Origin of the sequence: Pseudolabrys sp. Root1462, from assembly GCF_001426945.1 — a bacterium.
Taxonomy (GTDB): domain Bacteria; phylum Pseudomonadota; class Alphaproteobacteria; order Rhizobiales; family Xanthobacteraceae; genus Pseudolabrys.
On sequence record NZ_LMFS01000001.1, the window covers coordinates 2,893,465 to 2,919,010 of the forward strand.

The following is a 25,546-nucleotide window of genomic DNA, read 5'->3' on the forward strand; positions in this document are numbered from 1 at the left end:
CTTGGCGCCTCAATGTGACGGAGACACCCTTTGCGCCTGACCCGACGTGAATTCTGCCAGAGCACGGCTTTCGTGGCCCTCGCCACCGCGGCGGGTCTGTCCGCCCTGCCGTCGCTGACCGAGCAGGCGCTGGCGGCCGAAGGCGCGGCGATCTCCGAGACCGAACTGATGGCGCCGGGTGCGCTGCCCGACATGGCCATCGGCGATGCGAAGGCGTCGGTCACTGTCATCGAATATGCCTCGATGACCTGCCCGCACTGCGCCCATTTCCAGGAAACGACCTACCCGGACATCAAGAAGAAATACATCGACACCGGAAAGATCCGTTACATCTTCCGCGAATTCCCGCTCGATAACCTCGCCGCCGCGGTCTTCATGCTGGCGCGCTGCAACGCCGACACCAACGCCGACAAGTATTTCTCCTTTATCGACGTCATGTTCCGCCAACAGCGGACCTGGGCTGTCGAAAAGCCGCTCGATCCCTTGCTGACCCTGTCCAAGCAGGCCGGCTTCACCAAGGAAAGCTTCGACGCCTGCCTGTCGAACCAGAAGATCCTCGACGGCATCGAGGCGATGCGCCAGCGCGCGGTGGACAAGTTCAAGGTCAATTCGACCCCGACCTTCTTCATCAACGGCAAGCTCTATTCCGGCGCCATGACCACCGACGAAATGTCGAAGGTCATCGACCCGCTGATCAAGAGCTGATCCTCCGGATCGCGGTACCGCCGCGGGAGGCCCGGCGTCAGCCCCAACATCTAGTCGCCGGGCACAAGGGTAATTTTGTTCCAATCCACAACCGAAATGTCTGGAAAACCGGGCATTTTTGGGCCATTTGAGTTGCTCCGAACCCGCCGGGATTTCATTCTCGCGGCGAATGCGGCATACGACCTTTAGCGTCCGGGCCATGCCCCCGGCTCGACTGTAGTACCCATTGATCATGACCCCAGCAGGACCGTCGGGCGTTCACCCTGCTCCGGGTCGAGGCGTTGAAGTATGATCCTTACCCGACTGCGTCTGCTCGGCTTTAAGACCTTCGTTGAGCCGACCGATTTCGTGATCGAGCCGGGACTGACCGGCGTCGTCGGACCGAACGGCTGCGGCAAGTCGAACCTCGTCGAAGCGCTGCGCTGGGTGATGGGTGAGAACTCATACAAGTCCATGCGCGCGTCCTCGATGGACGACGTGATCTTCTCCGGCTCGAACACGCGGCCGGCGCGTAACAACGCCGAAGTCGCGATCATGATCGACAACAAGGAGCGCTCGGCGCCCGCGCAGTTCAACGACACCGATACGCTGGAGATCGCGCGCCGCATCGAGCGCGAGGAAGGCTCGTCGTACCGGATCAACGGCAAGGAAGTGCGCGCCCGCGACGTACAGATCGTGTTCGCCGACGCCTCGACCGGCGCGCGCTCGCCGGCTCTGGTCCACCAGGGCCGCATCGGCGAAATCATCCAGGCGAAGCCCGAGCAGCGTCGCCGCGTGCTTGAAGAAGCCGCCGGCGTTTCCGGTCTGCACGCGCGGCGTCATGAAGCCGAATTGCGCCTGAAGGCGGCGGAAGCCAACCTCACGCGCCTCGAAGACGTCATCGGCCAGCTTGCCGGCCAGATGGAAGCGCTGAAAAAGCAGGCCAAGCAGGCGATCCGCTATCGCACCGTGTCGGCGCAGGTCCGCAAGACCGAGGCCACGCTCTATCACCTGCGCTGGTCGGCCGCGAATATCGAACAGACCGAAGCGGAAACGGCCAAGGATCTGTGCGTGCGCGAAGTCGCGGCGCGCACCGGCGCGCAGGCCGAAGCCTCGACCCGCCAGACCGAACTCGCCGCCACGTTGCCGCCGCTGCGCGAAGCCGAAGCGCGCGCCGGCGCGGCGCTGCATCGCCTCAACGTCGCCATGCAGGAACTTGAGCGCGAAGAGCAGCGCGCCAAGGATCGCATCAGCGAGCTCGACAAGCGCCTCGTGCAGCTCGCCGCCGACAGCGAGCGCGAGCAGAAGCTGGTGGCCGATGCCGACGCCGCCATCGCCCGGCTCGCCGAAGAAGAAGAGATGATCAAGGCGGAGGCCGCCGAAAGCGCCGGCCGCCGCAGCGGCGTCGATGCCCGCGTCGAGGAAGCCAGCAGCACGCTCGCCGCGGCCGAAAAGGTGTTCTCTGAACTGACCGCCCGGCTCGCCGACCTCACCGCGCGGCGCAATCAGCTCGAAGCCGCGATGCGTCAGCATCGCGAGCGCGCGACCAAGATCGAAGCGGAAGTGGCCGAGGTCACCCGCGAGATCGAGGCGTTGCAGGCCTCCGCCGGCCCCGACCTCGCCGCGCTGACGCAGGAAGTCGAGGACATCCAGCAGGCGCTGGCCAGCGCCGAGAACGCCGCGATCGACGCCGAGGCCGCGCACGCCGCGGCCCGCGCCGCGCTGGAAGCCTCGCGCAATCCGCTCGCCGAAGCCGAACGCCGCGTGCAGCGCCTCGAGACCGAGGCCAAGACGCTGTCGAAGGTGCTCGCGGTCGAGAGCAAGAATTTGTGGCCGCCGGTGATGGACAACATCACGGTCGACAAGGGTTACGAGAAGGCGCTCGGCGCCGCGCTCGGTGACGATCTCGACGCGCCGATCGATCCCTCGGCGCCGATGCGCTGGGTCGGCTCCGTGGTCGATGCCGGCGATCCGCGCTTGCCGGATGGCGCGACGCCGCTGTCCGCGCATGTCCGCGCGCCCGATGAACTGACGCGCCGCCTCAACCAGATTGGCGTCGTCGACAAGGAATCCGGCGCGCGTCTCGTCGCACAGTTGAAGCCCGGTCAGCGCCTGGTGTCGCCGGAAGGCGACCTGTGGCGCTGGGACGGCTTTGCTGCCGCCGCGCACGCGCCGACCGGCGCCGCCCGCCGCCTCGCCGAACGCGCGCGCCTCGCCGAAATCGAGACCGAGTTGCAGGTCGCCAAGGCCGACGCCGAATCTGCCCGCCGCGACAGCGAAGTCGCGCAAGCCGCCCTGTCCGCCGCCGCCACCGCCGAGACCGAGGCCCGCAACGCCGCGCGCGAGCGCCAGCGCGACGTCAATGCCGCGCGTGATCGCCATGAAGCGGCCGAGCGCGAGGTCAACCGCAATGCGGCGCGGCTGTCGGCGCTGACCGAAGCGCAGAGCCGCCTTACCGCCAGCCACGACGAAGCGACCGCCGGCATCGCCGAGGCTGAACAGGCCCTGTCCGAGCTCGCACCCGCCGCCGAACTCGAGACCGAACTCGACGGCGTCCGCGACGACATCGCCGGCAAGCGCGCCCACCTCGCGGAGGTCCGCGCCGAGCAGCAGGCCATCGTCCGCGAGGCCGAGATCGCCGATCGCCGCCTGCGCCAAGTCGGCGAAGAGAAGGCCGGCTGGTTCACGCGCCAGGAAAGCGCCCGCGGCCAGACCGAGACGCTGAGCCAGCGCATTCAGGAGGCGCAGCGCGATCGTACCGAACTGGAGAACGCGCCGCAGATCTTCGCCGAAAAGCGCGACGCGCTGATCAGCGAAGTGCAGCTTGCCGAGACCGACCGGCAGGACTGCGCGGATCGCCTGCAGGCTGCCGAGAACGCCCTGGCGGAAGCCGACCGCGACGCCCGCGCCGCGCTCGAAGCCGCCTCCACCGCGCGCGAAGAACTGGCACGCGCCGAAGAGCGCTTTGAAGCTTCGAAGCGGCGGCTCACCGACATCGCCCGCGAGATCCACGACATGCTCGAGGTCGAGCCGGAAGGCGTGGCTGCGCTTGCCGAGCTGACCGAGGGCGAAGCCCTGCCCGACCTCGCCGAAATCGAGGCGACGCTGGAGCGGCTGCGCCGCGAGCGCGAACGGCTGGGTGCGGTCAATCTGCGCGCCGAGGAAGAACTCGTCGAAGTCGAGACCCAGCACACGTCGCTCACCACCGAGCGCGACGATCTCGTCGAAGCGATCAAGAAACTGCGCCTTGGCATCCAGAGCCTCAACCGCGAAGCCCGCGAGCGGCTGATGGCCTCGTTCCAGCAGGTCAACACCCACTTCCAGCAGCTGTTCACCAAGCTGTTCAACGGCGGCACGGCCGAGCTGCAGCTGATCGAAAGCGACGATCCGCTTGAGGCCGGCCTCGAAATCCTGGCCAAGCCGCCGGGCAAGAAGCCCGCCACCCTGTCGCTACTGTCGGGCGGCGAACAGGCGCTCACGGCGATGGCGCTGATTTTCGCGGTGTTTCTCACCAATCCGGCACCGATCTGCGTGCTGGACGAAGTCGATGCGCCGCTTGACGATCACAACGTCGAACGTTTCTGCGACATGCTCGATGAAATGACGCAGTCGACCGATACCCGCTTTGTGATCATTACGCACAATCCGATTACGATGGCGCGCATGAACCGTCTGTTCGGCGTCACCATGGCGGAGCGCGGCGTATCGCAACTGGTGTCGGTCGATCTCGAAGCGGCCGTTCGTTTCCGCGAAGCCGGCTGATCGCCTGCGCAAGTCAAAACGAAAGCGGCGCGTCATCATCGACGCGCCGCTTTTCTGCTTGGGACCGACGAGATCAGAACGTGTGCCGGACGCGGCCGCTGATCTGATGCGCGGTGAAATCGCGGCCGCCGAACTTGAAGTCGTAGCCGAGCGAAAGCTGCGTCCGCTCTGCAAGCACCATCGACAGCCCGGCGCCCACGACGCCAAAATCGGTGCCCGCCCCGGCCGCGGTAGTCGTGAAAGTGCCCGGCAGCGCCTGGTCGACGAAACTGGCCCGGATATCGCGCGTTTTGTCGAGAAACTCGTGCTGCCAGCTTGCCCGCAATTCTGGCGTCGCCACGCCATTCTGCCACGCCCAGTCGGTGCGCACCCGCGCGCCGAGCGACGAGCGCAGGGAGTCGGCGCGGTCCGATTGTACCGAGAGCGCCGCGGCTCCGGTTTCGGTGTAACCATCCACCATCACCGCCGTATATTGCAGACCGGCTTCCGGCGTGACCGTAAAGCGCCCGCTGCGATAATCCCGCCCGACCGACCCTTGCAAGGCGAACTGGCTGCCATTTGGGCTGCTGGTATTCGCTTGGCCCAGCGCGACGCGCTTGTTGTCGTACGAATTGCGGCCATAGATCATGGCGCCGTTGACGAACCACGACGACGGGCCATACCAGGTGCCATAGCCGCCGATCAGCCAGGTTTCGATCTTGCTCGTGCTACCGAGCGTATCGAGATCGGCGAAGGTGCGGGTGTAACCGCCGAGGATGCCCAGGATCAGGTTGTCGTTGATACGGCGGTCAATGCCGGCGGTGATTCCGGTCGCGGTGAACTTGCTTTGCGGCGCGCTGCTGGTCGCCCCCTGCCTGGCGAAGACCGCGTTGCCATAAAGGAAGAATCCCCATGGGTCGTCGCCGATGAGTTTCGGCGGCGCTTTGGTGACGGCGGCAAAGGCGTCCTGAAACCGGTCACGGCCGTCGGCGGCGAAAGCAAAGGCCGCTTCGGCAGCAGCATCCGTCGACGTCGGCCCTGACGGCAACCGTTGTCCGCCATTCTGCATGCCATCCAGCATGGAAAGCGCGCCCAGCCCTGCGAAAGACATGGCGGGGCCGCCACTGCGCACGTTCGACAGCCGCTGATCGACCATTTGACCGGTCTGCGCCGCGTTGCTGACACCAATCGAGGTCAGGGCCTGAAACGCCGTGGGCGTCAATTGCGCCATGGCCGATGCCGGATCGCCGGCGCTGGCCACCTGGTCGATCAGAGATTGGGTGGCGGCGCTAGCCGCTTGAGTCGTCGACATGTTGTCGAGGATCGAGGCGACGCCCGCGGTCTGGCCGTTCCCGGCAAAGGACGAGAACGACCTCGTCGAACTGCCGGTGAAGGATTCGAAGCCGGTGTAGAGCGTGCCGCCGATATTGACGGTCCCACCGGCCTGCAACGCCGCCATCTTGTCGGCCGACAGACCGACCTTCTGATAAGTGAGATTGTCGGTGCCGGCGCCGCCGTCCACCAGGCCGACGATCCTGGACCCCGCCTGAATCGTCACCGCATCGTTGCCCGCCCCCATCGCCACTCGGCCGATGATCGTGCCTGAATTGGTCAGCGTATTGGCGAAGGTGCTGGTGATGACGATCGCTTCGCCGTTCGCGCCCTGGATCGTGCCGGCATTGTAGATATTGACCGCGGCGAAGGCATTGCCGTGGCTGCTGTCGTCGACGGTGATGGCGCGCTGGTCGGAGTAAATCAGACCACCGACGTAGTTGTTGATCGTGCCGCCGCCGACGGCGACCGCTTCGTTAAGGCTGTCCACCCCGGCGGCGGTCGTGCCTACGGCCTTGATCGTCCCATAGTTGTTGAGCGTCAGCAGGCGGTCGACGTCGATAGCGTCGCCGTCGGCGCTCCTGGCCGTGCCGATGATGGCGCCGTAGTTGGTGACCGTCGTCACTTGCGCATTGGTGGTCGTATCGATGTTGAGACCGCCGCCGTCGTTGCCGACAATGGTGCCGTAATTGAGCACGGTGATGCCCTGCGCAGCCGTAATGCCGTGGCGTGCCCCGGAAATCAGACCGGTCTTGTAGTTGTTGACCGTGCCGTTGTACGTCGCCGTATTGAAATCGATGGCGTCATTGCCGCTGTCATTGCCGTTGGCGCCGGTCGCCCAGTTGGCGACGACGGAGCCGAAATTGTTGATGACCATACCGTTCGCGGCGCGGATGGCGTCGGCATCGGCGGCAGTGACGACGCCGGTGGCATAGTTGTTCAACACGACGGTGGCCGTGCCGGCCGCAATATTGTTGAAGTCGATGGCCTGGCCGTTGTTCGAGCCGGTCCCGATCGCCTGGATGGTGCCGGAATTGTCGATCCGCACGGCGCCGGTTGCGATGTTGATGTTGGACTGGAGCGCATCGCTCTGAGACTGGATGAGCGCGCCGGCATTGTTCGTGATCGTCACATTCGCGGTGGTCGAGGTAACGAAGCGAATGGCGCGCGCGCCGGTGCCGGTCGACTGAATGGTGCCCGAGTTGGCGATGCTGCTACTGGTTGCGCCGCCAGTCACCGAAACGGCTGGGTTGCTGCTCGGCGATACCGACCCGCTCGGCGTGACGATGAGATTGTTTCCGGCCGTAACGGCCTGCGCCGATGTCGTCGATGTCGATATCGTGGTATCGGCGGCTTGGGCCTGGAAAGGTGCAGATAAAGACGCCACCGCTGCGATCAACGCGCAGCCGCTCACCGAACCCAACAAACGACGCATCCCCGAGCCCCTTTACGCCCCATTAACCGGGAAGTACCTAGGCACCCTCAATGACGATCGAGTGACATGCGCCGCTGTCGTATGACCCCTATTTTTGCGGATGCCTTATGCAAATTCGCAGCACAACAGTTTGAGACGCCGGCGCAACGACAAGCCCCGCCGCAGTCCCCGCTCCTGTGGCGTGCGCAATGCCTGGCGAAACGAAAAGCTGCATGAGATCGCAGTCATCGTCTCGGCGATCCGGAAAGACCGCCGGCAAGCGCGAGCACCAGGCCATCAATGACTGCGATGGACCGGCGGCAAATGTTTCCGACCGAGAAACAAACACGCCACAAAATCCGCCTTATGTTTGCCGTTGATTTGTTTCATCAGCGCCCCGCCAAACATCTTATTCAAATTGCAAATAGCGTCAGTCGTGCAGCAAAAAACATTTGGCAATCGTTCGTTTGAGCGATAGGACGCACACGTGTGCTGATAATGAACGCTTTATCTGATGAAGGAATCTGGAATGGCTAAGAAGTCCAAGTCCGCGAAAAAAACCAAGACCGCCGTCAAGAAAATTCGGCGCAGGCCGTGGACCAACGAAGAATACAAGACGCTCAAGGCGCATTCCAAGGCGCGCACGCCCGTCGCCAAGATCGCCAAAGAACTCAAGCGCACGCCCGGTGCGCTGCGCCAGCAGGCGCTCAAGCTGAACATCGGCCTCGGCCACCAGCGCTAAGCCCGGGGGAACCCAAAGTGGCGGCCCGGCCGCCACTTTGCCCCTGCCAGAAAATTAAAAAATCGTCACCAGGAGCCGGAACCCATCGCGGTCGCCGTGGTTATTGCCGTGTCTGTTTAGTCGGGCGGCTCCCCCCTTACCCCCCGAATAGCCGTCTGGCTTAGGGCCCCGAACTCCGGTTCGGGGCCCATTTTTTATGAAATAGACTGTTGTTTGAGTGCTTTCTGCCGCGCCCCGGCCGCGTTTCGATCTGCTATAGTGTCGCGGTTCCGCCTCGCCTCAGCTTCGGCTTTTCCCACTGTCTGCCTTCTTGAGGAGCGCTTCCATGTCCACCACCGGCTGGGTCGTTCTCGGCGTCGTCGTCGTGATCGTGCTCTGGGCGATCTCTGTATACAATAGCCTCGTCGCCATGCGGCAACGGGTCAATCAGTCCTTCGCCGACATCGATGTTCAGCTCAAACAGCGCCACGACCTCATTCCGAATCTGGTCGAGACCGTAAAGGGCTACGCGGCGCACGAACGCGGCACGCTGGAAGCCGTGGTGCAGGCGCGCAACACCGCCATCGCCGCGCCCGGCGTCGAGCAGAAAGTCGCCGCCGAAAACATGCTCACCGGCGCGCTCCGCCAGCTCTTCGCCCTGTCGGAGAGTTATCCCGACCTCAAGGCCAACCAGAACTTCCAGCAGTTGCAGGCCGAACTGTCCGACATCGAAAACAAGCTCGCCGCTGCCCGCCGCTTCTTCAACAATGCGGTGCAGGAATACAACACCGGCATCCAGCAGTTCCCCGCCGCGTTGTTCGCCGGCATGTTTGGCTTCCACCCGCAGCAGTTCTTCGATCTCGGCGAAAGCCGCGCCCAGCTTGATCAGGCACCGAACGTGAAGTTCTGAGCGCTGTCATTTCGGGGGCGCGCCGCAAGGTGCGGACCCGGAATCCGGACGCATAGGTGGGGACTTTCTGGATTCCGGGTTGGTCCCTGCGGACCGCCCCGGAATGACGGGTAACAGCGATGGCCGCCTTCGGTCTCTACACTCACATCCAGTCCAACCGGCGCCGGTCGATCGCGCTGCTGATCGGCCTGTTCTTCCTCATTTACGTGCTGGTTTATGCCGGCGCCTTGCTCGCCGAGGTGCTGAGCGTCGGCAACGCGCCGCTGGATTACCTGCTGCGCGCGGCTGCCTATGATTTCGTCAAGGCGGCGCCATTCGCCACAATCGGCACCATCATCTGGGTGGCGATCGCCTACAAGTTCCACCAGTCGATGATCGACGCTGTCACCGGCGCTCATCAGGTCAGCCGCACCGAGGAGCCGCGGCTCTATAACCTCCTCGAGAATCTTTGCATTTCACGCGGCATCCCGATGCCGACGCTGCGCATCGCCGACGATGACGCGCTCAACGCGTTCGCCACCGGCCTCAACGCAAAGCAGTATTCGATTACGGTGACGCGCGGCCTGCTCGCCGCGCTCAACGACCAGGAGATCGAGGCGGTGCTCGGCCACGAGCTTACCCACATCCGCAATGGCGACGTACGCATGCTGGTGATCGCGGTGGTAATCGCCGGCGTCATTTCCTTCTTCGGCGAAATGGTGTTCCGGCTGTTCTTCCAGAACGCCTTCTATGGCGGCTTCGGCGGCCGTCGCCGCGACGGCGACGATCGCAAGGGCAATGGCGCCGGCATCGCCATCGTCATCGCCATTGCGCTGATCGTGGTTGCCTGGGTGCTGTCTGTGGTGATCCGCTTTGCGCTGTCGCGGCAGCGCGAGTATCTGGCCGATGCCGGCTCGGTCGAACTCACCAAGAACCCGGATGCCATGATCTCGGCCCTGCGCAAGATCGAGAACCGCGGCGAACTGGCGAGCGCCAATTCTGCGGTGATGGAAATGTGCGTGGATAATCCGCGCGAGGGCTTCGGCGACATCTTCGCGACCCATCCCTCGGTGGACGCGCGGGTCGCGGCGCTGGTCAAATTCGCCGGCGGTCATGACCCCGGGCCGCTGGCGCTTGAACCCCCGGCGGCGGAAGAGCAACTGCCCTCGCCCGAACAAGGCCCCTGGGGGCCCGAAGTGCCGCAGCCGCACGCGGGGCCCTGGGACACGTCAGGTGTTGATAATCAACCTGGCAGCGGCCCCTGGAACTCCAAACCGCGCTAGATCAGCCGCATACTATTAAAGCGCGCTCCGGGAGCATCTCATGCCGTGGCTCGAACCCGTCTCGCTCACCGGCGCCCATGTGCGCCTGGAGCCGCTGTCGCAAGCACACCGCGCCGAACTGGCCGAGGCGGTCAAGGACGGCGAGTTGTGGCGGCTGTGGTACACGGCGATCCCCTCGCCCGACGGCATGGAGAAGGAGATCGACCGGCGGCTGTCGTTGCAGGGGGCGGGGGCGATGCTGCCCTTCACCGTGTTCGACGCCGTCGGCGGCGGCGTCGTCGGCATGACCACCTACATGAATGTCGATGCGGCCAACCGGCGCGTCGAGATCGGCTCGACCTGGTACGCCAGGCGCGTGCAGCGCAGCCCGCTCAACACCGAGGCCAAACTGCTGCTGCTGAGCCACGCCTTCGAGCGCCTCGACTGCATTGCCGTCGAATTTCGCACGCATTTCTTCAACCGGCCGAGCCGCCGGGCGATCGAACGGCTGGGCGCCAAGCTCGACGGCATCCTGCGCAACCATCAGATCGGCTACGACGGCACGCTGCGCGACACCGCCGTCTACAGCATCATCACGTCGGAATGGCCGACCGTGCGGCAGCACCTGTCGTTTTCGCTGACGCGGACGCCGGCCTAGCGGCGTTGCTCCGCGGCCTCAGTGGCCCTCGAAGGCGAACAGCGTGCGCACCGGCACGCCGAGCTTGCGCAGCTTCTCCGCGCCGCCGAGATCCGGCAGATCGATGACGAAGCACGCCGCGAGCACCTCGGCGCCGAGCTGATGCAGCAGCTTGATCGCCGCCTCGGCGGTGCCGCCGGTGGCGATGAGGTCATCGACCAGCACCACCTTTTCGCCCTTGATCAGCGCATCGGCATGCATCTCGATCACGTCCTCGCCGTACTCGAGCGCGTAGGTCATGCTGACGCGCTTGTGTGGCAGCTTGCCCTTCTTGCGGATCGGCACGAAACCGGCCGACACCTGGTGCGCCACAGCGCCGCCGAGGATGAAGCCGCGCGCTTCGATGCCGGCGACCTTGTCGATCTTGGCGCCGGCCCAGGGCTGCACCAGCTCATCGACGGTACGGCGGAAGGCGCGCGCATCGCCGAGCAGCGTGGTGATGTCGCGAAAGATGATGCCGGGCTTCGGATAATCCGGAATCGAGCGAACGGCATCGCGCAAGTCGCTGCGAATATCGGGAGCGTTCATGATGGCCTTTCGGTCATGTAAGAGTGATCGATAGACAAGGACTGGAAAGCGCCTGACTAGACCTTGAGCACACGCCCCGCAACCGCATCGAGCTTCTTCATCAGTTCCGGATCGCGCGCCTCCGGCTGCGTGATCAGCGCGCTGTCGAGCGCGCGATCGGAGCCGATCGGACACGGCTCGTGCTCACGCGGGAAATCGCGCGCCAGCCGCGATACCAGCCGCTTGGCGCGGTCGGCGTTATCGAACAGCACGGCGACGATATCGGCCACCGTGACGGCATCGTGATCGGGGTGCCAGCAATCGAAGTCGGTGACCATGGCGACCGTCGCGTAACTGATTTCAGCTTCGCGGGCGAGCTTGGCTTCCGGCATATTGGTCATGCCGATCACCGAATAGCCGAGCTGCTTGTAGGTCATGCTCTCGGCATAGGTCGAGAATTGCGGCCCCTCCATGCAGACATAGGTGCCGCCGAGTTTCGGCTCGATGCCTTCCTTGAGCGCGGCCTCGGCGATGCGCGCCCGGAGTCGCGGCGCCACCGGATGCGCCATGGAGACATGGGCGACGAGCCCCCTGCCGAAGAACGAGCTCTCGCGTTTGTGGGTGCGATCGACGAACTGATCGACCAGCACGAAGGTGCCGGGCGGCATGTCCTCGCGGAACGAGCCGCAGGCCGACAGCGACACCAGATCGGTGACGCCGGCGCGTTTCAGTGCGTCGATATTGGCGCGATAGTTGATATCCGACGGCGACAGCCGGTGGCCCTTGTCATGGCGCGGCAGGAACACCACCGGCAGGCCATCGATATCGCCGATACGCAAGGCCCCCGAGGGCTCGCCCCAGGGCGACGCGACGCGCTCCTCGCGCACATTCTGCAGGCCCGGAAGGTCGTAAATGCCCGATCCGCCGACGATGCCGAGAACTGCTTTGGTCATGAAAAGCCTTTGCCTGCCTTGTTGCCCGGCAGACTACAACACCGGCCCCAAAAACAAAGGGCCCCGCGAGGGGGCCCTTCGAACACGTTCGGGTCATCGGCCTCAGTGCACTGCCGACCACACCTTCTTCTTGGTGAAGTACAGGAGACCGGTCAGCACGAGCAGGAAGATCATGACCTGGAAGCCGATGCGCTTGCGCGCAACCATGTGCGGCTCCGACGCCCACATCATGAAGGCCGCGACGTCGTGGGAATACTGCTCCAGCGTCTGCGGCGAGCCATCGTCATACGTGACCTGGCCGTCGGTGAGCGGCGGCGGCATGGCGATGACGTGGCCGGGGAAATACTTGTTGTAGTGGCCGCCCGACGGCACCGTGAAGCCCTTCGGCGGCTCTTCATAACCGGTCAGGATGGCGTGGATGTAATCCGGGCCCTGTTCCTGGTACTGGGTGAAGATGTCGAACACGAACCACGGGAAACCGCGCTCGTAAGTGCGCGCCTTGGCCAGGGTCGAGAAGTCCGGCGGGGCGACGCCGTTGGCCGCGGCAGCAGCGGCAGCATTCGGGAACGGCGACGGGAAGTTATCGGCAGGACGGCCGGCGCGCTCGATCGGCTGACCCTTGTCGTCAAGATCCGCGATCTTGTATTCGGACGCGAGAGCCTCGACCTGGGCTTCGCTGTAACCCGGGCCACCGGCCTCGGCGAGGTTGCGGAACGAGACCAGGCTCATCGAGTGGCAGCTCGAGCAGACTTCCTTGTAGATCTTGAAGCCGCGCTGCAACTGGGCCTGATCGAAATTGCCGAACGGGCCGGAGAAGGTCCACTTCTGAGCGGGAGGCTGCGGCGGCGCGTGCTCCTGAGCCTGCGCGGCGCCGACGGCGCCGAGCGAAGTGGCCAGAGCGAGAGCAATGAAGGCGCGATGCATCGTCATGGTCGTTCTCCCGCTCAAGCCTTGCTCAACACCGACTCGGAAATCGAGTTGGGCAGCGGCTTGGTCTTCTCGAAGATACCGAGCAGCGGCAGCACGATGATGAAGTGCGCGAAGTAGTAGAAGGTCAGAACCCGCGCGATGGTGACGTAGATGCCTTCGGCGGGCATGGCGCCGAGATAGCCGAGACCGATGCAGACCGCGAAGAACAGCCAGAAGAACTGGCGGAACAGCGGACGGTAGCGCGCCGACCGCACCTTCGAGGTGTCGAGCCAGGGCAGGAAGGCCAGGATCAGGATCGAGCCGAACAGCGCACAGACGCCGAGCAGCTTGTTCGGGATGGCGCGCAGGATCGCGTAGAACGGCAGGTAGTACCATTCAGGCACGATGTGCTGCGGCGTCACCGCCGGATTGGCCGGGATGTAGTTGTCGGCGTGGCCGAGGAAGTTCGGCGTGTAGAACACGAACCACGCGAAGATGATGCAGAAGAAGGCGATGAAGAAGCCGTCCTTCACGGTCGCGTAGGGCGTGAACGGCACGGTGTCCCGTTCCGTCTTCGGCTCGATGCCGGCCGGGTTGTTCTGACCGGCGACATGCAGCGCCCAGACGTGAAGCACGACGACGCCGGCGATCACGAAGGGCAGCAGGTAGTGCAGCGAGTAGAAGCGGTTCAGCGTTGGGTTGCCGACGGCGTAGCCGCCCCACAGCCAGGTCACGATGGCTTCGCCGACGCCGGGAATGGCGGAGAAGAAGTTGGTGATGACGGTGGCGCCCCAGAAGCTCATCTGGCCCCAAGGCAGGGTGTAGCCGAGGAAGCCGGTTGCCATCATCAACAGATAGATGATGACACCGAGGATCCAGAGCACCTCGCGCGGCTCCTTGTAGGAGCCGTAGTACATGCCGCGGAAGATGTGGATGTAGACGGCGATGAAGAACATCGACGCGCCGTTCGCATGCAGGTAGCGCAGCAGCCAACCGTAATTGACGTCGCGCATGATGCTCTCGACCGACTTGAAGGCGAGATCGACGTGCGGCGTGTAGTGCATCGCCAGCACGATGCCGGTGATGATCTGCACGCCCAGCATGAACGACAGGATGCCGCCGAAGGTCCACCAGTAATTCAGGTTCCTCGGCGTCGGGTAAGCGACGAAAGACGAGTGAATGAGACCGCCAATCGGCAGCCGCTTCTCGAACCACTGCAGAAACGCATTCTGCGGCTGGTAAGTCGAGTGTCCGCTCATGATCGAACCTTCAAGAATGCAATCGTTGCGGATCAGCCGATCCGGATGCGAGTGTCGGAAACGAATTGATAGGGCGGCAGCACCAGATTCTTCGGCGCCGGACCTTTGCGAATACGGCCCGCGGTGTCGTACTGCGACCCGTGGCACGGGCAGAACCAGCCGTGGTACTCGCCTTCATGGGCGATCGGGATGCAGCCGAGATGGGTGCAGATGCCGATCACGACCAGCCACGGCTCATGGCCGGGCTTGGTGCGCTGGGCATCGCTCTCCGGATCCGGAAGCGTGGCGACATCGACGCTCTTGGCCTCGTCGATCTCTTTCTGGGTGCGGTGGAAGATGAAGATCGGCTTCGACCGCCAGAACACCTTGATGATCTGACCGTCAGCGACAGGCGCCAGATCGACCTCGATCGGCGCGCCGGCCGCGATGGTCGAGGCGTCCGGATTCATCTGGGTGATGAGCGGCACCAGTGTCGCCGCCGCGCCAACCGCGGCAACTGAACCTGTAGCGATGTAAAGAAAATCGCGGCGCGAGTGCTCCGCAGAAGGCACGGTCGTCACGTCTGAACCCTCTCCCCCGGCTTGGTTTTCCGCCCGTGGTCGGAGCCTCCGGGAAGAGCTTCCCTGAACGCTGCGGGGCGGACCGGCATCACGCGCGCCCCCAATTGTGGCAGCACGGCGATTTCGAAGCGTTCTATTGGCACCCTTGTGGTGCGAGTGCAAGCCCGCTATCGGGCCAGACGGCCGGCCCTGCACAAATCGTTTATCTGGAGCGGTTTAGGCGGCGCCAGAGGCTCAATCCTGACGAGGCCCCCAGCAATGCGGATGGCGCTTTACGAACCCGATATCCCGCAGAATACCGGGACGATTCTGCGGGCCTGCGCCTGCCTCGGCATCGAGGCCCACATCGTCGAGCCGGCCGGGTTTCCGGTGACCGACCGGGCCTTCCGTCGGGCCGGAATGGACTATCTCGACCGGCTCACGATCATCCGCCACGCCTCCTTCGCCGATTTCCAGGAATGGCGGCGCGGCCAGGGCCTGCGCCTGGTGCTGATGACCACAGCGGCGGAGACCTCCTATCTCGACCACCGCTACGGCGAAGACCAGATCGTCATGGTCGGCCGCGAAAGCGCCGGCGTTCCCGAGGCCGTGCACCAGGCCGCCGATGTCCGCCTGCGCATTCCGATCCGCGAAGGCTTCCGCTCGCTCAACATCGCGGTGGCCACAGCCATGGTTGCCGGCGAGGCGCTCCGTCAGGCGGGCGGGCGACCCCCGGCGTAGAAATTTTCCCGGCGAGGAGATAAGCCAGCGCCATGACCGACCTTGAGGATCACAAAGCGAAGGCACGCGTCTGGTTCGAAGACTTGCGCGATCAGATCTGCCGGAGCTTCGAAGCGCTCGAGGACGCCCTGCCCGCCACCGCGCCGCTTGCCGATCGCCCGACCGGACGCTTCGTGCGCACGCCATGGCAGCGCACCGACCACACCGGCAATCCGGGTGGCGGCGGCGTGATGTCGCTGATGCGCGGCCGCGTGTTCGAGAAGGTCGGCGTGCACTGCTCGACCGTGCATGGCGAGTTCGCGCCGGAATTCCGCAGTCAGATTCCCGGCGCCACCGAGAACCCGAATTTCTGGGCATCCGGCATTTCGCTCATCGCCCATCCGCAGAACCCGCATGTGCCGGCGGTGCACATGAACACCCGCTTCGTCGTCACGTCGAAGGCGTGGTTCGGCGGCGGCGCCGACCTGACCCCGGTGCTCGACCGCCGGCGTACGCAGGACGACGCCGACACGGCGGCGTTTCACGCGGCGATGCAGGCGCCCTGCGACGCGCACAAAGGCGTCGCCGATTACATCAGGTTCAAGAACTGGTGCGACGAGTATTTCCACCTCAAGCACCGCAACGAACCGCGCGGCATCGGCGGCATCTTCTACGATTATCTGGAGAGCGACTGGAACGCGACCTTTGCCTTCACCCAGGATGTCGGCCGCGCCTTTCGCGACATCTATCCCAAGCTGGTCGAGAAGAATTTCACGACGCCGTGGACCGAAGCGGATCGCGATGAACAACTGGTGCGCCGCGGCCGCTACGTCGAGTTCAACCTGCTCTACGACCGCGGCACGATCTTCGGCCTGAAGACCGGCGGCAATGTCGAATCGATCCTGTCGTCGATGCCACCGCTGGTGAAGTGGCCGTGAAGATCTAGCGGAACGCCGACGCGATCATCACGCCGCCGCCGAGCAGCACGACGAAGTCGAGGATCGCGGTGTGCACGTGGACCGGCATCCGCTTCACGATGAAGCGCGAGAGGTGCGCGCCCGGCATCGACACCAGCCCGGTCAGCAGCGCCAGCGCGATCACCTGCGGCGTCAGCACGCCGTTGAAACCGAACACCGAGACTTTGACGATGCCGATGCCGATCGAGACCATCGCGTCGGTGGCGATCACCGCCGCGCCCTCAAGGCCGACCGCCATCAACAGCGTCAGCATGATGACGCCCGAGCCCGATGTGCCGCCGACCAGCACGCCGTAGCCGACCGAGCCGACGGCAAGGCCGCGATCGTCGATACGGAAATTGCGGCGCCGCGCGATACGTCGCAGCGGCACGCTCGCCATCAGCATCGTGCCGATGACGACGGCGGCCCCCTTGCCGGTCAGTTGCGAATAGCCCCAGGCGCCGAGCACGCAGGTCGGCAAGGCGGCGATGACCACGATGACGGAGCGGCGCCAATCGAGATGCGAGAAGTAGGCCGAGACGCGGCCGAAATTGTTGAACAGCGCGGCGAGCCCGATGATCGGGACGACCGGCGCCGCGCCGACCATCGGCACCAGGACCAGCGGCATCAGCGCGCCGCTGCCATATCCGGAAATGCCGCCGATGACGCCGGCGATCAAAGCAACCACCGCGACGAGCAGAAGCTGCGCCAGAGAAATGTCCGCGAAGCCGGAGAGGATATGCATGGTCGCGCGCTGCGTGCACCTTGCGCCGCTTTGCGTCAAGCGTGCGGCGCGGTGTGCCGTCAATCGGCGCTGGGCAACCGGCGCATCGTGAACTCGATTTCGTCATCCGGCAGCACGCGCCAGGATTCGACCTCGGTCATGTAGGCCGCTTTCGGATAGCGGTCGAAGAAGGCGCGCGCCTTGGCGCGGGCTTGATCGCGCGGCAGCCGGAAGGTCTCGCGGCGGAACGAATCCCGTTGGCCCTCGCGCGCTTTCAGGCGGCGAGCCATCCTCTGCGCCAGATCGGCCGGGCGGCGGATGTTGCTCATCACCTCAATTTAATGCCCGCCAGGGCTCCAGACCAGTGGCCTCGCCGTCACCCGGCGGCCCGGTCGGCAATGGCGTCCAGCGCCGCCCCGTCCATCGGGAAGTCGGCGGCGATCCAGGCCTCCTCGGCGGCGCGCAGCGCCGCGCCCAGCGCCGGCCCCTTATCGACGCCGCGCTTGAGAAAGTCGTCGGCCCGGAGCGGGAACACCGGCGCGGTGAAGCGCTGCGGCCGGGCGAGCAAATCGTGCCATGCCGTGTCGTGCGCGGTGGCCTGCGACCGCGCCCAGGCCAGCAGGGCCTGATCGGTGAAAGCCTCGACGCCGCGCCGGTAGATCAAGGCGCGCGTCTCGCGTTCGCTCAACGCCGGCGACACGCCGTGCCAGCCCTCCGCCATCGCGCGAATGCGATCGCGCTCCTGATTGGCGAGGCGCAAACGCTGGTAGAGCCGCTCGGCATCCTCGGCGACGACCGCCCCCAGCGCGCCGAGACGGCGCGTGGCATCGGCGGGCAGGCCCATGGCCGCTTCGACCTTGGTCATGTTTTCAAAGGCGCCGAGATAGATCGCGCCGGCTAGGATGCTCAGCGTGAAGCCGGCATCCGACATGACGATCAAGGTCGGCGTTGCATGTTTCGCCACCACGAGCTTGAGCATCTCCATGCGCAGGCGCTCGCGCGAGAGCTGCGCCAGACCGTCGCGCGCGGCGATGCAGGCGGCGAGCCCATCGGCATCGGGATGGCCGCCGCCGCCATAGGCGGCATGGAAACGGAAGAAGCGCAGGATGCGCAGGTAGTCCTCGGCGATGCGTTGCGCGGCCTCGCCGATGAAACGCACGCGCCGCGCGGCGAGATCGTCGAGCCCGCCGGCGTAGTCGTGAACGACGCCGTCGCGCGTCACCGACAGCGCGTTCATGGTGAAGTCGCGGCGCAGCGCGTCCTCGCGCCAGTCGCGGCCGAACGCGACCTTGGCATGGCGGCCGAAGGTTTCGACGTCGGTGCGTAAGGTCGTCACTTCGAATGGATGCCGGTCGATGACAACGGTCACAGTACCGTGGGCGATGCCGGTTGGTACCGGTTTGAAGCCGGCGGCCTTGGCGCGGCGAATAACTTCGTCCGGCACCGCGGTGGTGGCGACATCGACCTCGTGGATCGGCGCCTCGATCAGCGCATTGCGCACCGCGCCGCCGACGACGCGTGCTTCCTCGCCGTCACGGTCGAGAATGTCCATGAGGCGCGCGAGCGGCCCCGCGAAAGGCCAGGTGGACAGATCGATCCTGCGTGATGTCGCGTTCACCGCGTCGTCCCCGGCACGAAACGGCCCTGCTCGTCGAGATGGGCCGGGACGTAAGCCGAACCCGGCGGCGCGCCGCTGTAATGCGAAAAATAGAGAAAGCTGCCGATCACCAAAATCAGCGCAACGATCGCCAGCGAGACGATGCGCGACAGCGGCCACGATCCCGGATGAACGACACCGGCCTTGGTGGCCCACAGAAAGATCGCGTAGAGCACGAACGGCGTCGCGAACAGCAGGACTTCCGTCGCGATCGTACGGATCATCGATAGATCCTCTCGCGCATGTTGCGCAGGATGCCGGCGGTCACACCCCAGATGTAACGCTCGCCGAAGGTGATGGCGTAATAGTGCCGCTCCATGCCCTGCCACTCGCGCGAATGCTTCTCCATGTTGGTCCGATCCATCAGGAAAGCGAGCGGCACTTCGAAGGCCGCATCGACCTCGGCCGTGTTGAGCGCCAGCTCGAAGCCGGGCGGGACGCGCGCGATTAACGGCATGATGCGGTAGCCGAGCGTCGTCATGTAAAGGTCGAGATAGCCGAGCGGTTCGACGGCTCCGCGCGACAGGCCGATTTCTTCCTCGGCTTCGCGCAACGCCGCACCCAACGGATCGGCATCGGTCTTGTCGATCTTGCCGCCCGGAAACGAGATCTGTCCCGGGTGATCCGGCAGGTGCTGCGCGCGCTGCGTCAGCAGCACGGTCGGCTCCGGATGGTCGATGACGGCGACCAGCACCGCGGCCGGACGGATCGGCCGGATCTCCGCGATCTTTTGCAGCACCGGATCGGCATCGTGATCGCCGCGCACCGGCGTCACGCTGGCGTCATTGAGGCCGGGTGGAACGTCGAGTGTCAATCGGTCGCGAACGCGCGCGTAGAATTCCGGCGCGCTCAGCGCCGCGCCGTGCGATTGCGGGTTCAACATTACGACAACTCCCGCAAAGTGCCGGCCTCGGCCATGGCATAGAATTCACCGCCTGAGGCGATGCCGAACATCGAAACGCCGCCGATCTCGCGCTCTTCGCCGAGTTCGACCAGATCATAGAACAAGGCCCGCGTCACTTTGGCCCACAGGTCGCTGCGGACATGGAGATACGGCGCGAGCCCCCCGTTGTCGGCATCCAGCTCGAAGCGCAGCGCATGGCCGGGACCGGCCTCGACCCATTCATCGGTATTTGTGCGAAATTTTAGGATGCGGCCGCCGGTGCCATCCTGAACCTGAAGTTCCACTGCCGTGAAGGGTGCGTCATCGACGACGATGCCGACCTTCTCCACCGGCGTGACGAGAAAATATTTGTCGCCCTCGCGCTTGAGCACCGAGGCAAACAGCTTGACCAGCGGGGCACGGCCGATCGGCGTCTTGTCATAAAACCACGTGCCGTCAGCAGCGATTCGCATGTCGATATCGCCGCAAAAGGGCGGATTCCACAGATGAACGGGTGGGAGCCCTTTACTGCCCTCGCGCGTCACGGTGGCCGCGAGGCCGTCGAGGCCGCTCCGGCGCGGTAGCTGGGGCTTCGCTTCGCCCATTATTGCCGGATCTCCTGCCCTGTCTTCGCCATTGTTGCCATACGTACTTATATCGCCTGCGGGCCCTGGTTGTTCGCAACTTTGTGACACGCCGTACCGCGGCCGGAAGATAACGTAGGCTAACCGAAATAATGAGGCAGATTCGCCGGCAGGCCGTGGGCGCTTGGTGCGCCAGTTGCATGGCCTCGGTAAAGGCCAAGGCGCGGGCCGCGAATCACGCCGACCATTCGATGCAAAAAGGAACCACGGACCATGGCGTCGGCAAGCGGTGAAAGCATTGAAAAGTTGGAAGATATGATCGTGCGCGCGGCGGAAACGACCGCCGCCCACGTGCGCAGCGCCAAGGACGCCATCGGCACCGTCATTTTCGGTCAGGAAACGGTGGTCGAGCACGCCCTGATCACGGTCCTGTCCGGCGGTCACGCCCTCCTCGTCGGCGTGCCTGGCCTGGCCAAGACCAAGCTCGTCGAGACCATGGGCATCGCGCTCGGCCTGGACGCACGGCGTGTGCAATTCACCCCGGACCTGATGCCGTCCGATATCCTCGGCTCGGAAGTGCTCGAGGAGAACAGCGCCGGCAAGCGCAGCTTCCGCTTCATCCCCGGCCCGGTCTTTGCCCAGCTTCTGATGGCGGACGAGATCAACCGCGCCTCGCCGCGCACCCAGTCGGCGTTGCTGCAGGCCATGCAGGAGCAACATGTCACCATTGCCGGCGCGCGCCACGACCTGCCCAAGCCGTTCCACGTCCTGGCGACGCAGAACCCGCTCGAGCAGGAAGGTACCTATCCACTGCCCGAAGCGCAGCTCGACCGCTTTCTGATGGAAATCGACGTCGATTATCCCGATCTCGAAGCGGAGCGTAAAATCCTGTTCGACACCACCGGCGCCGACGACTCTCACGCCAAGGCAGCCATGACCTCCGACGACCTGATCGCGGCGCAGCGCCTGGTGCGCCGTCTCCCCGTCGGCGAGTCGGTGGTGGAAGCGATCCTGCAACTGGTGCGCTCGGCGCGTCCGGGCGACGAAGCCGGCGAACTGTCGCGGCTGATCTCCTGGGGCCCCGGCCCGCGCGCCTCGCAGGCGCTGATGCTGGCGGTGCGCGCCCGCGCGCTGCTCGACAACCGCTTCGCCCCGTCGATCGACGACGTCCTCGAACTGGCCGAGCCCGTGCTGAAGCACCGCATGGCCCTCACCTTTGCCGCGCGCGCCGAAGGTGAGACTGTCGGCAACGTCATCAAGCGGCTGAAGGCGCGCATCGGATAAACATGTCGGGAAAAAACTTGGCAGAGCCGACCGCCACCGGAACGAGCGAACTGCCGGTCAATGCCGCGGCTGGCATGAGCAGCAAGCTTGCCGCGCGTATCCCGCGTCTCATTCTCGAAGCCCGACGCGTCGCGTCGACGCTGATCCATGGTCTGCACGGCCGGCGTCGCGCCGGCACCGGCGAGAACTTCTGGCAATATCGTCACTTCACGTCTGGCGAGCCGGCCGGCCGCATCGACTGGCGGCGTTCGGCCCGCGACGATCATCTTTATGTCCGCGAGCGCGAATGGGAGGCCTCGCATACGATCTGGATGTGGGCCGATCGGTCGCCATCGATGGAGTTCTCCTCCAGCCTGACCGAATGGTCGAAGCTCGATCGCGCGCTGGTCGTGTCCTTCGCGTTGTCGGAAGTGCTGGTGCAAGGCGGCGAGCGCGTCGGCATTCCGCTGCTGATGCGGCCCACCGCCAACCGCAACGTCATCGAAACCATGGCGCAGCGCATCATCCTCGATCAGACCGAGCGGCCGAGTCTGCCGCCGAACTTCGCGCCGGCGCCGTTCTCCGAAGTCGTGCTGCTGTCCGACCTGTGGAGCCCGATCAGCGAATATCGCAAGGTCATCGGCCAGCTTGCCGCCAATGGCGCGCGCGGCCATGTCGTGCAGGTCTGCGATCCGGCCGAAGAGACGTTTCCCTATGCCGGCCGCGTCGAGTTCGTTGAATCGGAGGGCGGTGGCAGCGTCACCGCCGGCCGCGCCGAAACCTGGCGTGACGATTACCAGAAGCTGGTCGCCAATCATCGCGCCGCTCTGCGCGCCGAGACCGAAGCCTTCGGCTGGACTTTCACCGTGCATCGTACCGACCGCGGCCCGACCGAACTGCTGTTCGCGCTGCATGCGCGCATGGGCGCTCACGCCGTGCAGACTGCGACGAACAGCCGGCACATGACCCGGCAGGCCGGAGGCGCGGCATGATCGGCTCGCTCCCGCTCGCCTTCGCGCAGCCGCTGATTCTGCTGGGCCTGCTCAGCCTGCCGCTGCTGTGGTGGCTGCTGCGGCTGGTGCCGCCGCGCCCGCGCGTCATCAATTTCCCGCCGACACGGCTGCTGTTCGAAATTTCGCCGAAGGAAGAGACGCCGTCGCGCACGCCGTGGTGGCTCATTCTGCTTCGGCTGCTGCTGGCCACCCTCGTCATTTTCGCCGCCGCCGGCCCGCTGTGGAATCCCCCCGTCGCGACCGGCGCCCGCAACGGCCCGCTGCTGATCATGATCGATGACGGCTGGTCCGCCGCATCGGCCTGGGATGTGCGGCTTCGCACCGCGGACGAATTGCTGGCCCGCGCCGAAGCCGACAATCGCGGCGTCGCTTTGTTGCCGCTGTCGGAGACCGCACGCGATATCTCGCTGCAGGTCGCCGGCGCCGCGCGCGTTCAGGTGAAGTTGCTCAAGCCGAAGCCGCACGCCGTCGACCGCATCGAGGCGCTGCCGCTGATCGACCGCTTCCTCAAGAGCTCGCCGGGCGTCGAGATCGTCTGGCTGTCGGACGGCGTCGACCTCGGCAAAGGCGCCGGCTTCATCGACGGACTGAAACAGATCGCCGGCAATCATCCAATCACCGTCGTCTCCGGCGGTGTGCCCATTCCGCATGCCCTCGCCGCCGCCGACAACGCCGCCGGCGCGCTGACGGTGAAGGTGCTGCGCGCGCAGACCGGCGTGTCCGAGAACGGTCTGGTCCATGCCCTCGATCTCAAGGGCCTGCCGCTCGGCGACGCGCCCTTCGCCTTCGGCGCCGGCGATCGCGAGACGGAGGCGACGATCAAGCTGCCGGTCGAAATCCGCAACGACGTCGCGCGGCTCGAAATTGCCGGTGAGCGTTCCGCAGGTGGTGTGCAACTACTCGACAAGCGCTGGCGACGGCGCACCGTCGGCATCGTCTCCGGCACCGCGCTCGACCGTTCGCAGCCGCTGCTTGGCGCCAGTTATTATTTAAGCCGCGCGCTCAGTCCGTTCGCCGACGTCAGGTTGGCCGAGAGCGTGGCGCCGCCCGAAGCCATCGGTCGCTTCCTCGATCAGCGCCTGCCGATGCTGGTGCTGGCCGATGTCGGCAATGTCGCCGAAGCGCGCGGACGGCTGGATACCTGGCTGGAAAACGGCGGCGTCCTTGTGCGCTTTGCCGGCCCGCATCTCGCCGCAGGGAGCGACGATCTCGTACCGGTCCGCCTGCGCCGCGGCGGCCGCATTCTCGGCGGTTCGCTGAGTTGGGAAAAACCGCAGCAGCTTACCGGCTTCTCGCGCGACAGCCCCTTCGCCGGCATGCCGGTGCCGAACGACGTGACTGTAACGCGCCAGGTGCTGGCCGAGCCCGACGCCACGCTGGCGGATCGCACCTGGGCAACGCTCGCCGATGGCACGCCGCTCGTCACGGCGCAGCGCCGCGGCAAGGGTCTGATCGTGCTATTCCATGTCACCGCCGATACCAACTGGTCTGACCTGCCGCTGTCGGGCGCCTTCGTCGATATGCTGCGGCACATCGTCGGCCTTGCCGGCGCGACTGCGACGACCGAAGGCGACGGCGAAAAGGTTTCGAACGGCGCCGCGCAAGTCGTGCCGCCGACGCGCGTGCTCGACGGCTTCGGCGCCTTCACGGTGCCGCCGGCGAATGCGCGGCCGTTGCCGACCGGCTATTCCGGCCGCGCCAGCGCCGACCACCCGCCCGGCTTCTACGGACCGCCGGAAGGCCTCGTCGCCGTCAATACGCTGGTGAAGGACGACCGCCCTGCTCCGCTTGACTTCGCGCCGCTCAACGCGCGCCTCGACGTCTATCGCTTCGGTGAACCGGTCGACCTGCGCGGTCCGGTGTTCATCGCCGCATTCGGCCTCATGGCGCTCGATGCGCTGGTCGTGTTCTGGATCGCCGGCGGCCTGATGGCGTTCAGCCGGCGCCGCGCCGCGACGGCGGCGCTGGTGATGATGGCACTCGCCGGCGCGCTGGCGATGCCGCAACCGGCCCGCGCCCAGTCAACGCTGGTGCCGGCGCAGAGTCTGCCGCAACGCCAGCCGCTGTCACCGCAGCAGAACGACTTTGCCATCAAGGCGACCGAGCAGACCCACCTCGCCTATATCGTCACCGGCGACGCGGAAACCGACGCCATCAGCCGCGCCGGCCTGCAGGGACTGACGCTGTTTCTCGCGCAACGCACCGCGCTCGAGCCGGGCGAACCGGTCGGGCTCGATCCGGCGCGCGATGAACTGTCGTTCTTCCCGCTGATCTACTGGCCGGTCTCCGGCTCCGTTGCGAAGCCGACCCGCGCCGCGCTGGATCGTATCGACACTTACATGAAGCGTGGCGGCACGGTGCTGTTCGACACGCGCGACGCCATCGATGCGCCGCCCGGCCCGGATGGCGCCAATCGCTCGCCCGGCATGGTGGCGCTGCGTTCGATCCTGTCGTCGCTCGACGTGCCCGAGCTTGAGCCGGTGCCGCGCGACCACGTGCTCAACAAGACGTTCTTCCTGCTGAAGGACTTCCCCGGCCGCTACACCAACGGCCAGCTCTGGGTCGAGGCGCTGCCGGCGGAAAGCGCCGAGGATCCGAACCGTCCGGCGCGTGGCGGCGACGGCGTCTCCTCGATCATGATCACATCGAACGATCTTGCCGGCGCCTGGGCGATGCGGCCCGACGGCCAGCCGATGCTGCCGCTGGTGCCGGGCGAACCGCGCCAGCGCGAGTTCGCGTTCCGCGCCGGGGTCAACATCGTGATGTACGTCCTGACCGGCAACTACAAGGCCGATCAGGTCCACATTCCGGCGCTGCTCGAAAGATTGGGACAGTAGCT

Annotated in this window: 22 protein-coding genes and 1 pseudogene; 12 read left to right on the forward strand and 11 right to left on the reverse strand. The window is 65.4% G+C overall.

What is annotated here, in order from left to right; all coding sequences use genetic code 11:
- Positions 1-30 precede the first annotated feature (30 nt).
- Together ASD45_RS14025 and ASD45_RS14030 are read left to right on the forward strand one after the other, a co-directional pair.
- Positions 31-705 carry a DsbA family protein gene (locus tag ASD45_RS14025; RefSeq protein WP_056912041.1) on the forward strand — a complete coding sequence of 225 codons (675 nt, stop codon included), beginning with the start codon at positions 31-33 and terminating at the stop codon, positions 703-705.
- Positions 706-993: 288 nt separating this feature from the next.
- The gene (locus tag ASD45_RS14030) at positions 994-4,446 is read left to right on the forward strand and encodes an AAA family ATPase (RefSeq protein WP_056912042.1); all 3,453 of its coding nucleotides are present in this window, start codon (positions 994-996) and stop codon (positions 4,444-4,446) included.
- A gap of 73 nt (positions 4,447-4,519) precedes the next feature.
- Here the strand turns inward: ASD45_RS14030 and ASD45_RS14035 are convergent, their stop codons facing one another.
- Positions 4,520-6,994 (reverse strand): autotransporter outer membrane beta-barrel domain-containing protein, encoded by a 2,475-nt coding sequence (locus ASD45_RS14035; protein WP_056912043.1) that lies wholly within the window; start codon positions 6,992-6,994, stop codon positions 4,520-4,522.
- On the opposite strand from ASD45_RS14035, the gene ASD45_RS23735 reads away from it, so the two are divergent.
- The 5 genes from ASD45_RS23735 to ASD45_RS14060 all read left to right on the forward strand — a co-directional run bounded on the left by ASD45_RS23735 (position 6,966) and on the right by ASD45_RS14060 (position 10,701).
- Positions 6,966-7,277 carry a hypothetical protein gene (locus tag ASD45_RS23735; protein ID WP_162249426.1) on the forward strand — a complete coding sequence of 104 codons (312 nt, stop codon included), beginning with the start codon at positions 6,966-6,968 and terminating at the stop codon, positions 7,275-7,277. The genes ASD45_RS14035 and ASD45_RS23735 overlap by 29 nt on opposite strands.
- A 423-nt stretch (positions 7,278-7,700) precedes the next feature.
- Positions 7,701-7,913: a hypothetical protein gene (locus ASD45_RS14045; RefSeq protein ID WP_056912045.1), complete on the forward strand. Its 213-nt coding sequence runs from the start codon at positions 7,701-7,703 to the stop codon at positions 7,911-7,913.
- Positions 7,914-8,238: 325 nt separating this feature from the next.
- Complete coding sequence (locus ASD45_RS14050) at positions 8,239-8,802, forward strand: LemA family protein (RefSeq protein ID WP_056912046.1); 564 nt, start codon at positions 8,239-8,241, stop codon at positions 8,800-8,802.
- Between the two features lie 119 nt (positions 8,803-8,921).
- Positions 8,922-10,064 (forward strand): M48 family metallopeptidase, encoded by a 1,143-nt coding sequence (locus ASD45_RS14055; RefSeq protein ID WP_056912047.1) that lies wholly within the window; start codon positions 8,922-8,924, stop codon positions 10,062-10,064.
- 40 nt (positions 10,065-10,104) lie between these two features.
- Complete coding sequence (locus tag ASD45_RS14060) at positions 10,105-10,701, forward strand: GNAT family protein (protein ID WP_056912048.1); 597 nt, start codon at positions 10,105-10,107, stop codon at positions 10,699-10,701.
- An 18-nt stretch (positions 10,702-10,719) separates the two neighbouring features.
- Here ASD45_RS14060 and ASD45_RS14065 read toward each other — a convergent pair whose 3' ends face one another.
- From ASD45_RS14065 to petA, 4 genes and pseudogenes are all read right to left on the reverse strand, one after another.
- On the reverse strand, positions 10,720-11,268 hold the full coding sequence (locus tag ASD45_RS14065; RefSeq protein ID WP_056912049.1) for an adenine phosphoribosyltransferase: 549 nt from the start codon (positions 11,266-11,268) through the stop codon (positions 10,720-10,722).
- Positions 11,269-11,324: 56 nt separating this feature from the next.
- The gene (locus tag ASD45_RS14070; protein ID WP_056912050.1) at positions 11,325-12,200 is read right to left on the reverse strand and encodes an S-methyl-5'-thioadenosine phosphorylase; all 876 of its coding nucleotides are present in this window, start codon (positions 12,198-12,200) and stop codon (positions 11,325-11,327) included.
- A gap of 102 nt (positions 12,201-12,302) precedes the next feature.
- Positions 12,303-14,368 (reverse strand): annotated as a pseudogene (locus ASD45_RS24180) (cytochrome c1).
- Positions 14,369-14,400: 32 nt separating this feature from the next.
- Positions 14,401-14,928, reverse strand: a complete 528-nt coding sequence (petA, locus tag ASD45_RS14085; protein ID WP_056912053.1) for a ubiquinol-cytochrome c reductase iron-sulfur subunit — start codon at positions 14,926-14,928, stop codon at positions 14,401-14,403.
- Positions 14,929-15,186: 258 nt separating this feature from the next.
- On the opposite strand from petA, the gene ASD45_RS14090 reads away from it, so the two are divergent.
- Positions 15,187-15,648: a tRNA (cytidine(34)-2'-O)-methyltransferase gene (locus tag ASD45_RS14090; RefSeq protein WP_056912054.1), complete on the forward strand. Its 462-nt coding sequence runs from the start codon at positions 15,187-15,189 to the stop codon at positions 15,646-15,648.
- A 32-nt stretch (positions 15,649-15,680) separates the two neighbouring features.
- The gene (gene hemF, locus ASD45_RS14095; protein WP_056912055.1) at positions 15,681-16,565 is read left to right on the forward strand and encodes an oxygen-dependent coproporphyrinogen oxidase; all 885 of its coding nucleotides are present in this window, start codon (positions 15,681-15,683) and stop codon (positions 16,563-16,565) included.
- Positions 16,566-16,569: 4 nt separating this feature from the next.
- On the opposite strand, the gene ASD45_RS14100 is transcribed toward hemF, so the two are convergent.
- The 6 genes from ASD45_RS14100 to ASD45_RS14125 form a co-directional block, all read right to left on the reverse strand.
- Positions 16,570-17,328, reverse strand: a complete 759-nt coding sequence (locus tag ASD45_RS14100; RefSeq protein WP_056912056.1) for a TSUP family transporter — start codon at positions 17,326-17,328, stop codon at positions 16,570-16,572.
- 59 nt (positions 17,329-17,387) lie between these two features.
- Positions 17,388-17,636, reverse strand: a complete 249-nt coding sequence (locus ASD45_RS14105; RefSeq protein ID WP_056912057.1) for a hypothetical protein — start codon at positions 17,634-17,636, stop codon at positions 17,388-17,390.
- A 47-nt stretch (positions 17,637-17,683) separates the two neighbouring features.
- On the reverse strand, positions 17,684-18,859 hold the full coding sequence (locus ASD45_RS14110; RefSeq protein WP_082540976.1) for a CCA tRNA nucleotidyltransferase: 1,176 nt from the start codon (positions 18,857-18,859) through the stop codon (positions 17,684-17,686).
- Positions 18,860-18,921: 62 nt separating this feature from the next.
- Positions 18,922-19,188, reverse strand: a complete 267-nt coding sequence (locus ASD45_RS14115; RefSeq protein WP_056912059.1) for a DUF6111 family protein — start codon at positions 19,186-19,188, stop codon at positions 18,922-18,924.
- Complete coding sequence (locus ASD45_RS14120; protein WP_056912060.1) at positions 19,185-19,847, reverse strand: CoA pyrophosphatase; 663 nt, start codon at positions 19,845-19,847, stop codon at positions 19,185-19,187. The genes ASD45_RS14115 and ASD45_RS14120 overlap by 4 nt, the downstream gene beginning before the upstream one ends.
- Positions 19,847-20,452: a DUF1285 domain-containing protein gene (locus ASD45_RS14125; protein WP_056912061.1), complete on the reverse strand. Its 606-nt coding sequence runs from the start codon at positions 20,450-20,452 to the stop codon at positions 19,847-19,849. Before ASD45_RS14125 ends, ASD45_RS14120 begins: the two co-directional genes overlap by 1 nt.
- 252 nt (positions 20,453-20,704) lie before the next feature.
- On the opposite strand from ASD45_RS14125, the gene ASD45_RS14130 reads away from it, so the two are divergent.
- The 3 genes from ASD45_RS14130 (at position 20,705) to ASD45_RS14140 (ending at position 25,544) form a co-directional block, all read left to right on the forward strand.
- Positions 20,705-21,715 (forward strand): MoxR family ATPase, encoded by a 1,011-nt coding sequence (locus ASD45_RS14130; RefSeq protein WP_056912062.1) that lies wholly within the window; start codon positions 20,705-20,707, stop codon positions 21,713-21,715.
- A gap of 74 nt (positions 21,716-21,789) precedes the next feature.
- Positions 21,790-22,686: a DUF58 domain-containing protein gene (locus ASD45_RS14135; RefSeq protein WP_156380950.1), complete on the forward strand. Its 897-nt coding sequence runs from the start codon at positions 21,790-21,792 to the stop codon at positions 22,684-22,686.
- Positions 22,683-25,544, forward strand: coding sequence for a DUF4159 domain-containing protein (locus ASD45_RS14140; RefSeq protein WP_056912064.1), 2,862 nt, complete (start codon positions 22,683-22,685; stop codon positions 25,542-25,544). Before ASD45_RS14135 ends, ASD45_RS14140 begins: the two co-directional genes overlap by 4 nt.
- Positions 25,545-25,546: the final 2 nt, after the last annotated feature.

Bases quoted from the DNA above. Each gene is read 5' to 3' on its own strand.
- ASD45_RS14030 (WP_056912042.1), top strand. From the start codon at position 994: ATGATCCTTACCCGACTGCGTCTGCTCGGCTTTAAGACCTTCGTTGAG.
- ASD45_RS23735 (WP_162249426.1), top strand. From the start codon at position 6,966: ATGCTGCTACTGGTTGCGCCGCCAGTCACCGAAACGGCTGGGTTGCTG.
- ASD45_RS14045 (WP_056912045.1), top strand. From the start codon at position 7,701: ATGGCTAAGAAGTCCAAGTCCGCGAAAAAAACCAAGACCGCCGTCAAG.
- ASD45_RS14050 (WP_056912046.1), top strand. From the start codon at position 8,239: ATGTCCACCACCGGCTGGGTCGTTCTCGGCGTCGTCGTCGTGATCGTG.
- ASD45_RS14055 (WP_056912047.1), top strand. From the start codon at position 8,922: ATGGCCGCCTTCGGTCTCTACACTCACATCCAGTCCAACCGGCGCCGG.
- ASD45_RS14060 (WP_056912048.1), top strand. From the start codon at position 10,105: ATGCCGTGGCTCGAACCCGTCTCGCTCACCGGCGCCCATGTGCGCCTG.
- ASD45_RS14065 (WP_056912049.1), bottom strand. From the start codon at position 11,268: ATGAACGCTCCCGATATTCGCAGCGACTTGCGCGATGCCGTTCGCTCG.
- ASD45_RS14070 (WP_056912050.1), bottom strand. From the start codon at position 12,200: ATGACCAAAGCAGTTCTCGGCATCGTCGGCGGATCGGGCATTTACGAC.
- ASD45_RS14090 (WP_056912054.1), top strand. From the start codon at position 15,187: ATGCGGATGGCGCTTTACGAACCCGATATCCCGCAGAATACCGGGACG.
- hemF (WP_056912055.1), top strand. From the start codon at position 15,681: ATGACCGACCTTGAGGATCACAAAGCGAAGGCACGCGTCTGGTTCGAA.
- ASD45_RS14100 (WP_056912056.1), bottom strand. From the start codon at position 17,328: ATGCATATCCTCTCCGGCTTCGCGGACATTTCTCTGGCGCAGCTTCTG.
- ASD45_RS14105 (WP_056912057.1), bottom strand. From the start codon at position 17,636: ATGAGCAACATCCGCCGCCCGGCCGATCTGGCGCAGAGGATGGCTCGC.
- ASD45_RS14110 (WP_082540976.1), bottom strand. From the start codon at position 18,859: ATGGACATTCTCGACCGTGACGGCGAGGAAGCACGCGTCGTCGGCGGC.
- ASD45_RS14115 (WP_056912059.1), bottom strand. From the start codon at position 19,188: ATGATCCGTACGATCGCGACGGAAGTCCTGCTGTTCGCGACGCCGTTC.
- ASD45_RS14120 (WP_056912060.1), bottom strand. From the start codon at position 19,847: ATGTTGAACCCGCAATCGCACGGCGCGGCGCTGAGCGCGCCGGAATTC.
- ASD45_RS14125 (WP_056912061.1), bottom strand. From the start codon at position 20,452: ATGGGCGAAGCGAAGCCCCAGCTACCGCGCCGGAGCGGCCTCGACGGC.
- ASD45_RS14130 (WP_056912062.1), top strand. From the start codon at position 20,705: ATGGCGTCGGCAAGCGGTGAAAGCATTGAAAAGTTGGAAGATATGATC.
- ASD45_RS14135 (WP_156380950.1), top strand. From the start codon at position 21,790: ATGAGCAGCAAGCTTGCCGCGCGTATCCCGCGTCTCATTCTCGAAGCC.
- ASD45_RS14140 (WP_056912064.1), top strand. From the start codon at position 22,683: ATGATCGGCTCGCTCCCGCTCGCCTTCGCGCAGCCGCTGATTCTGCTG.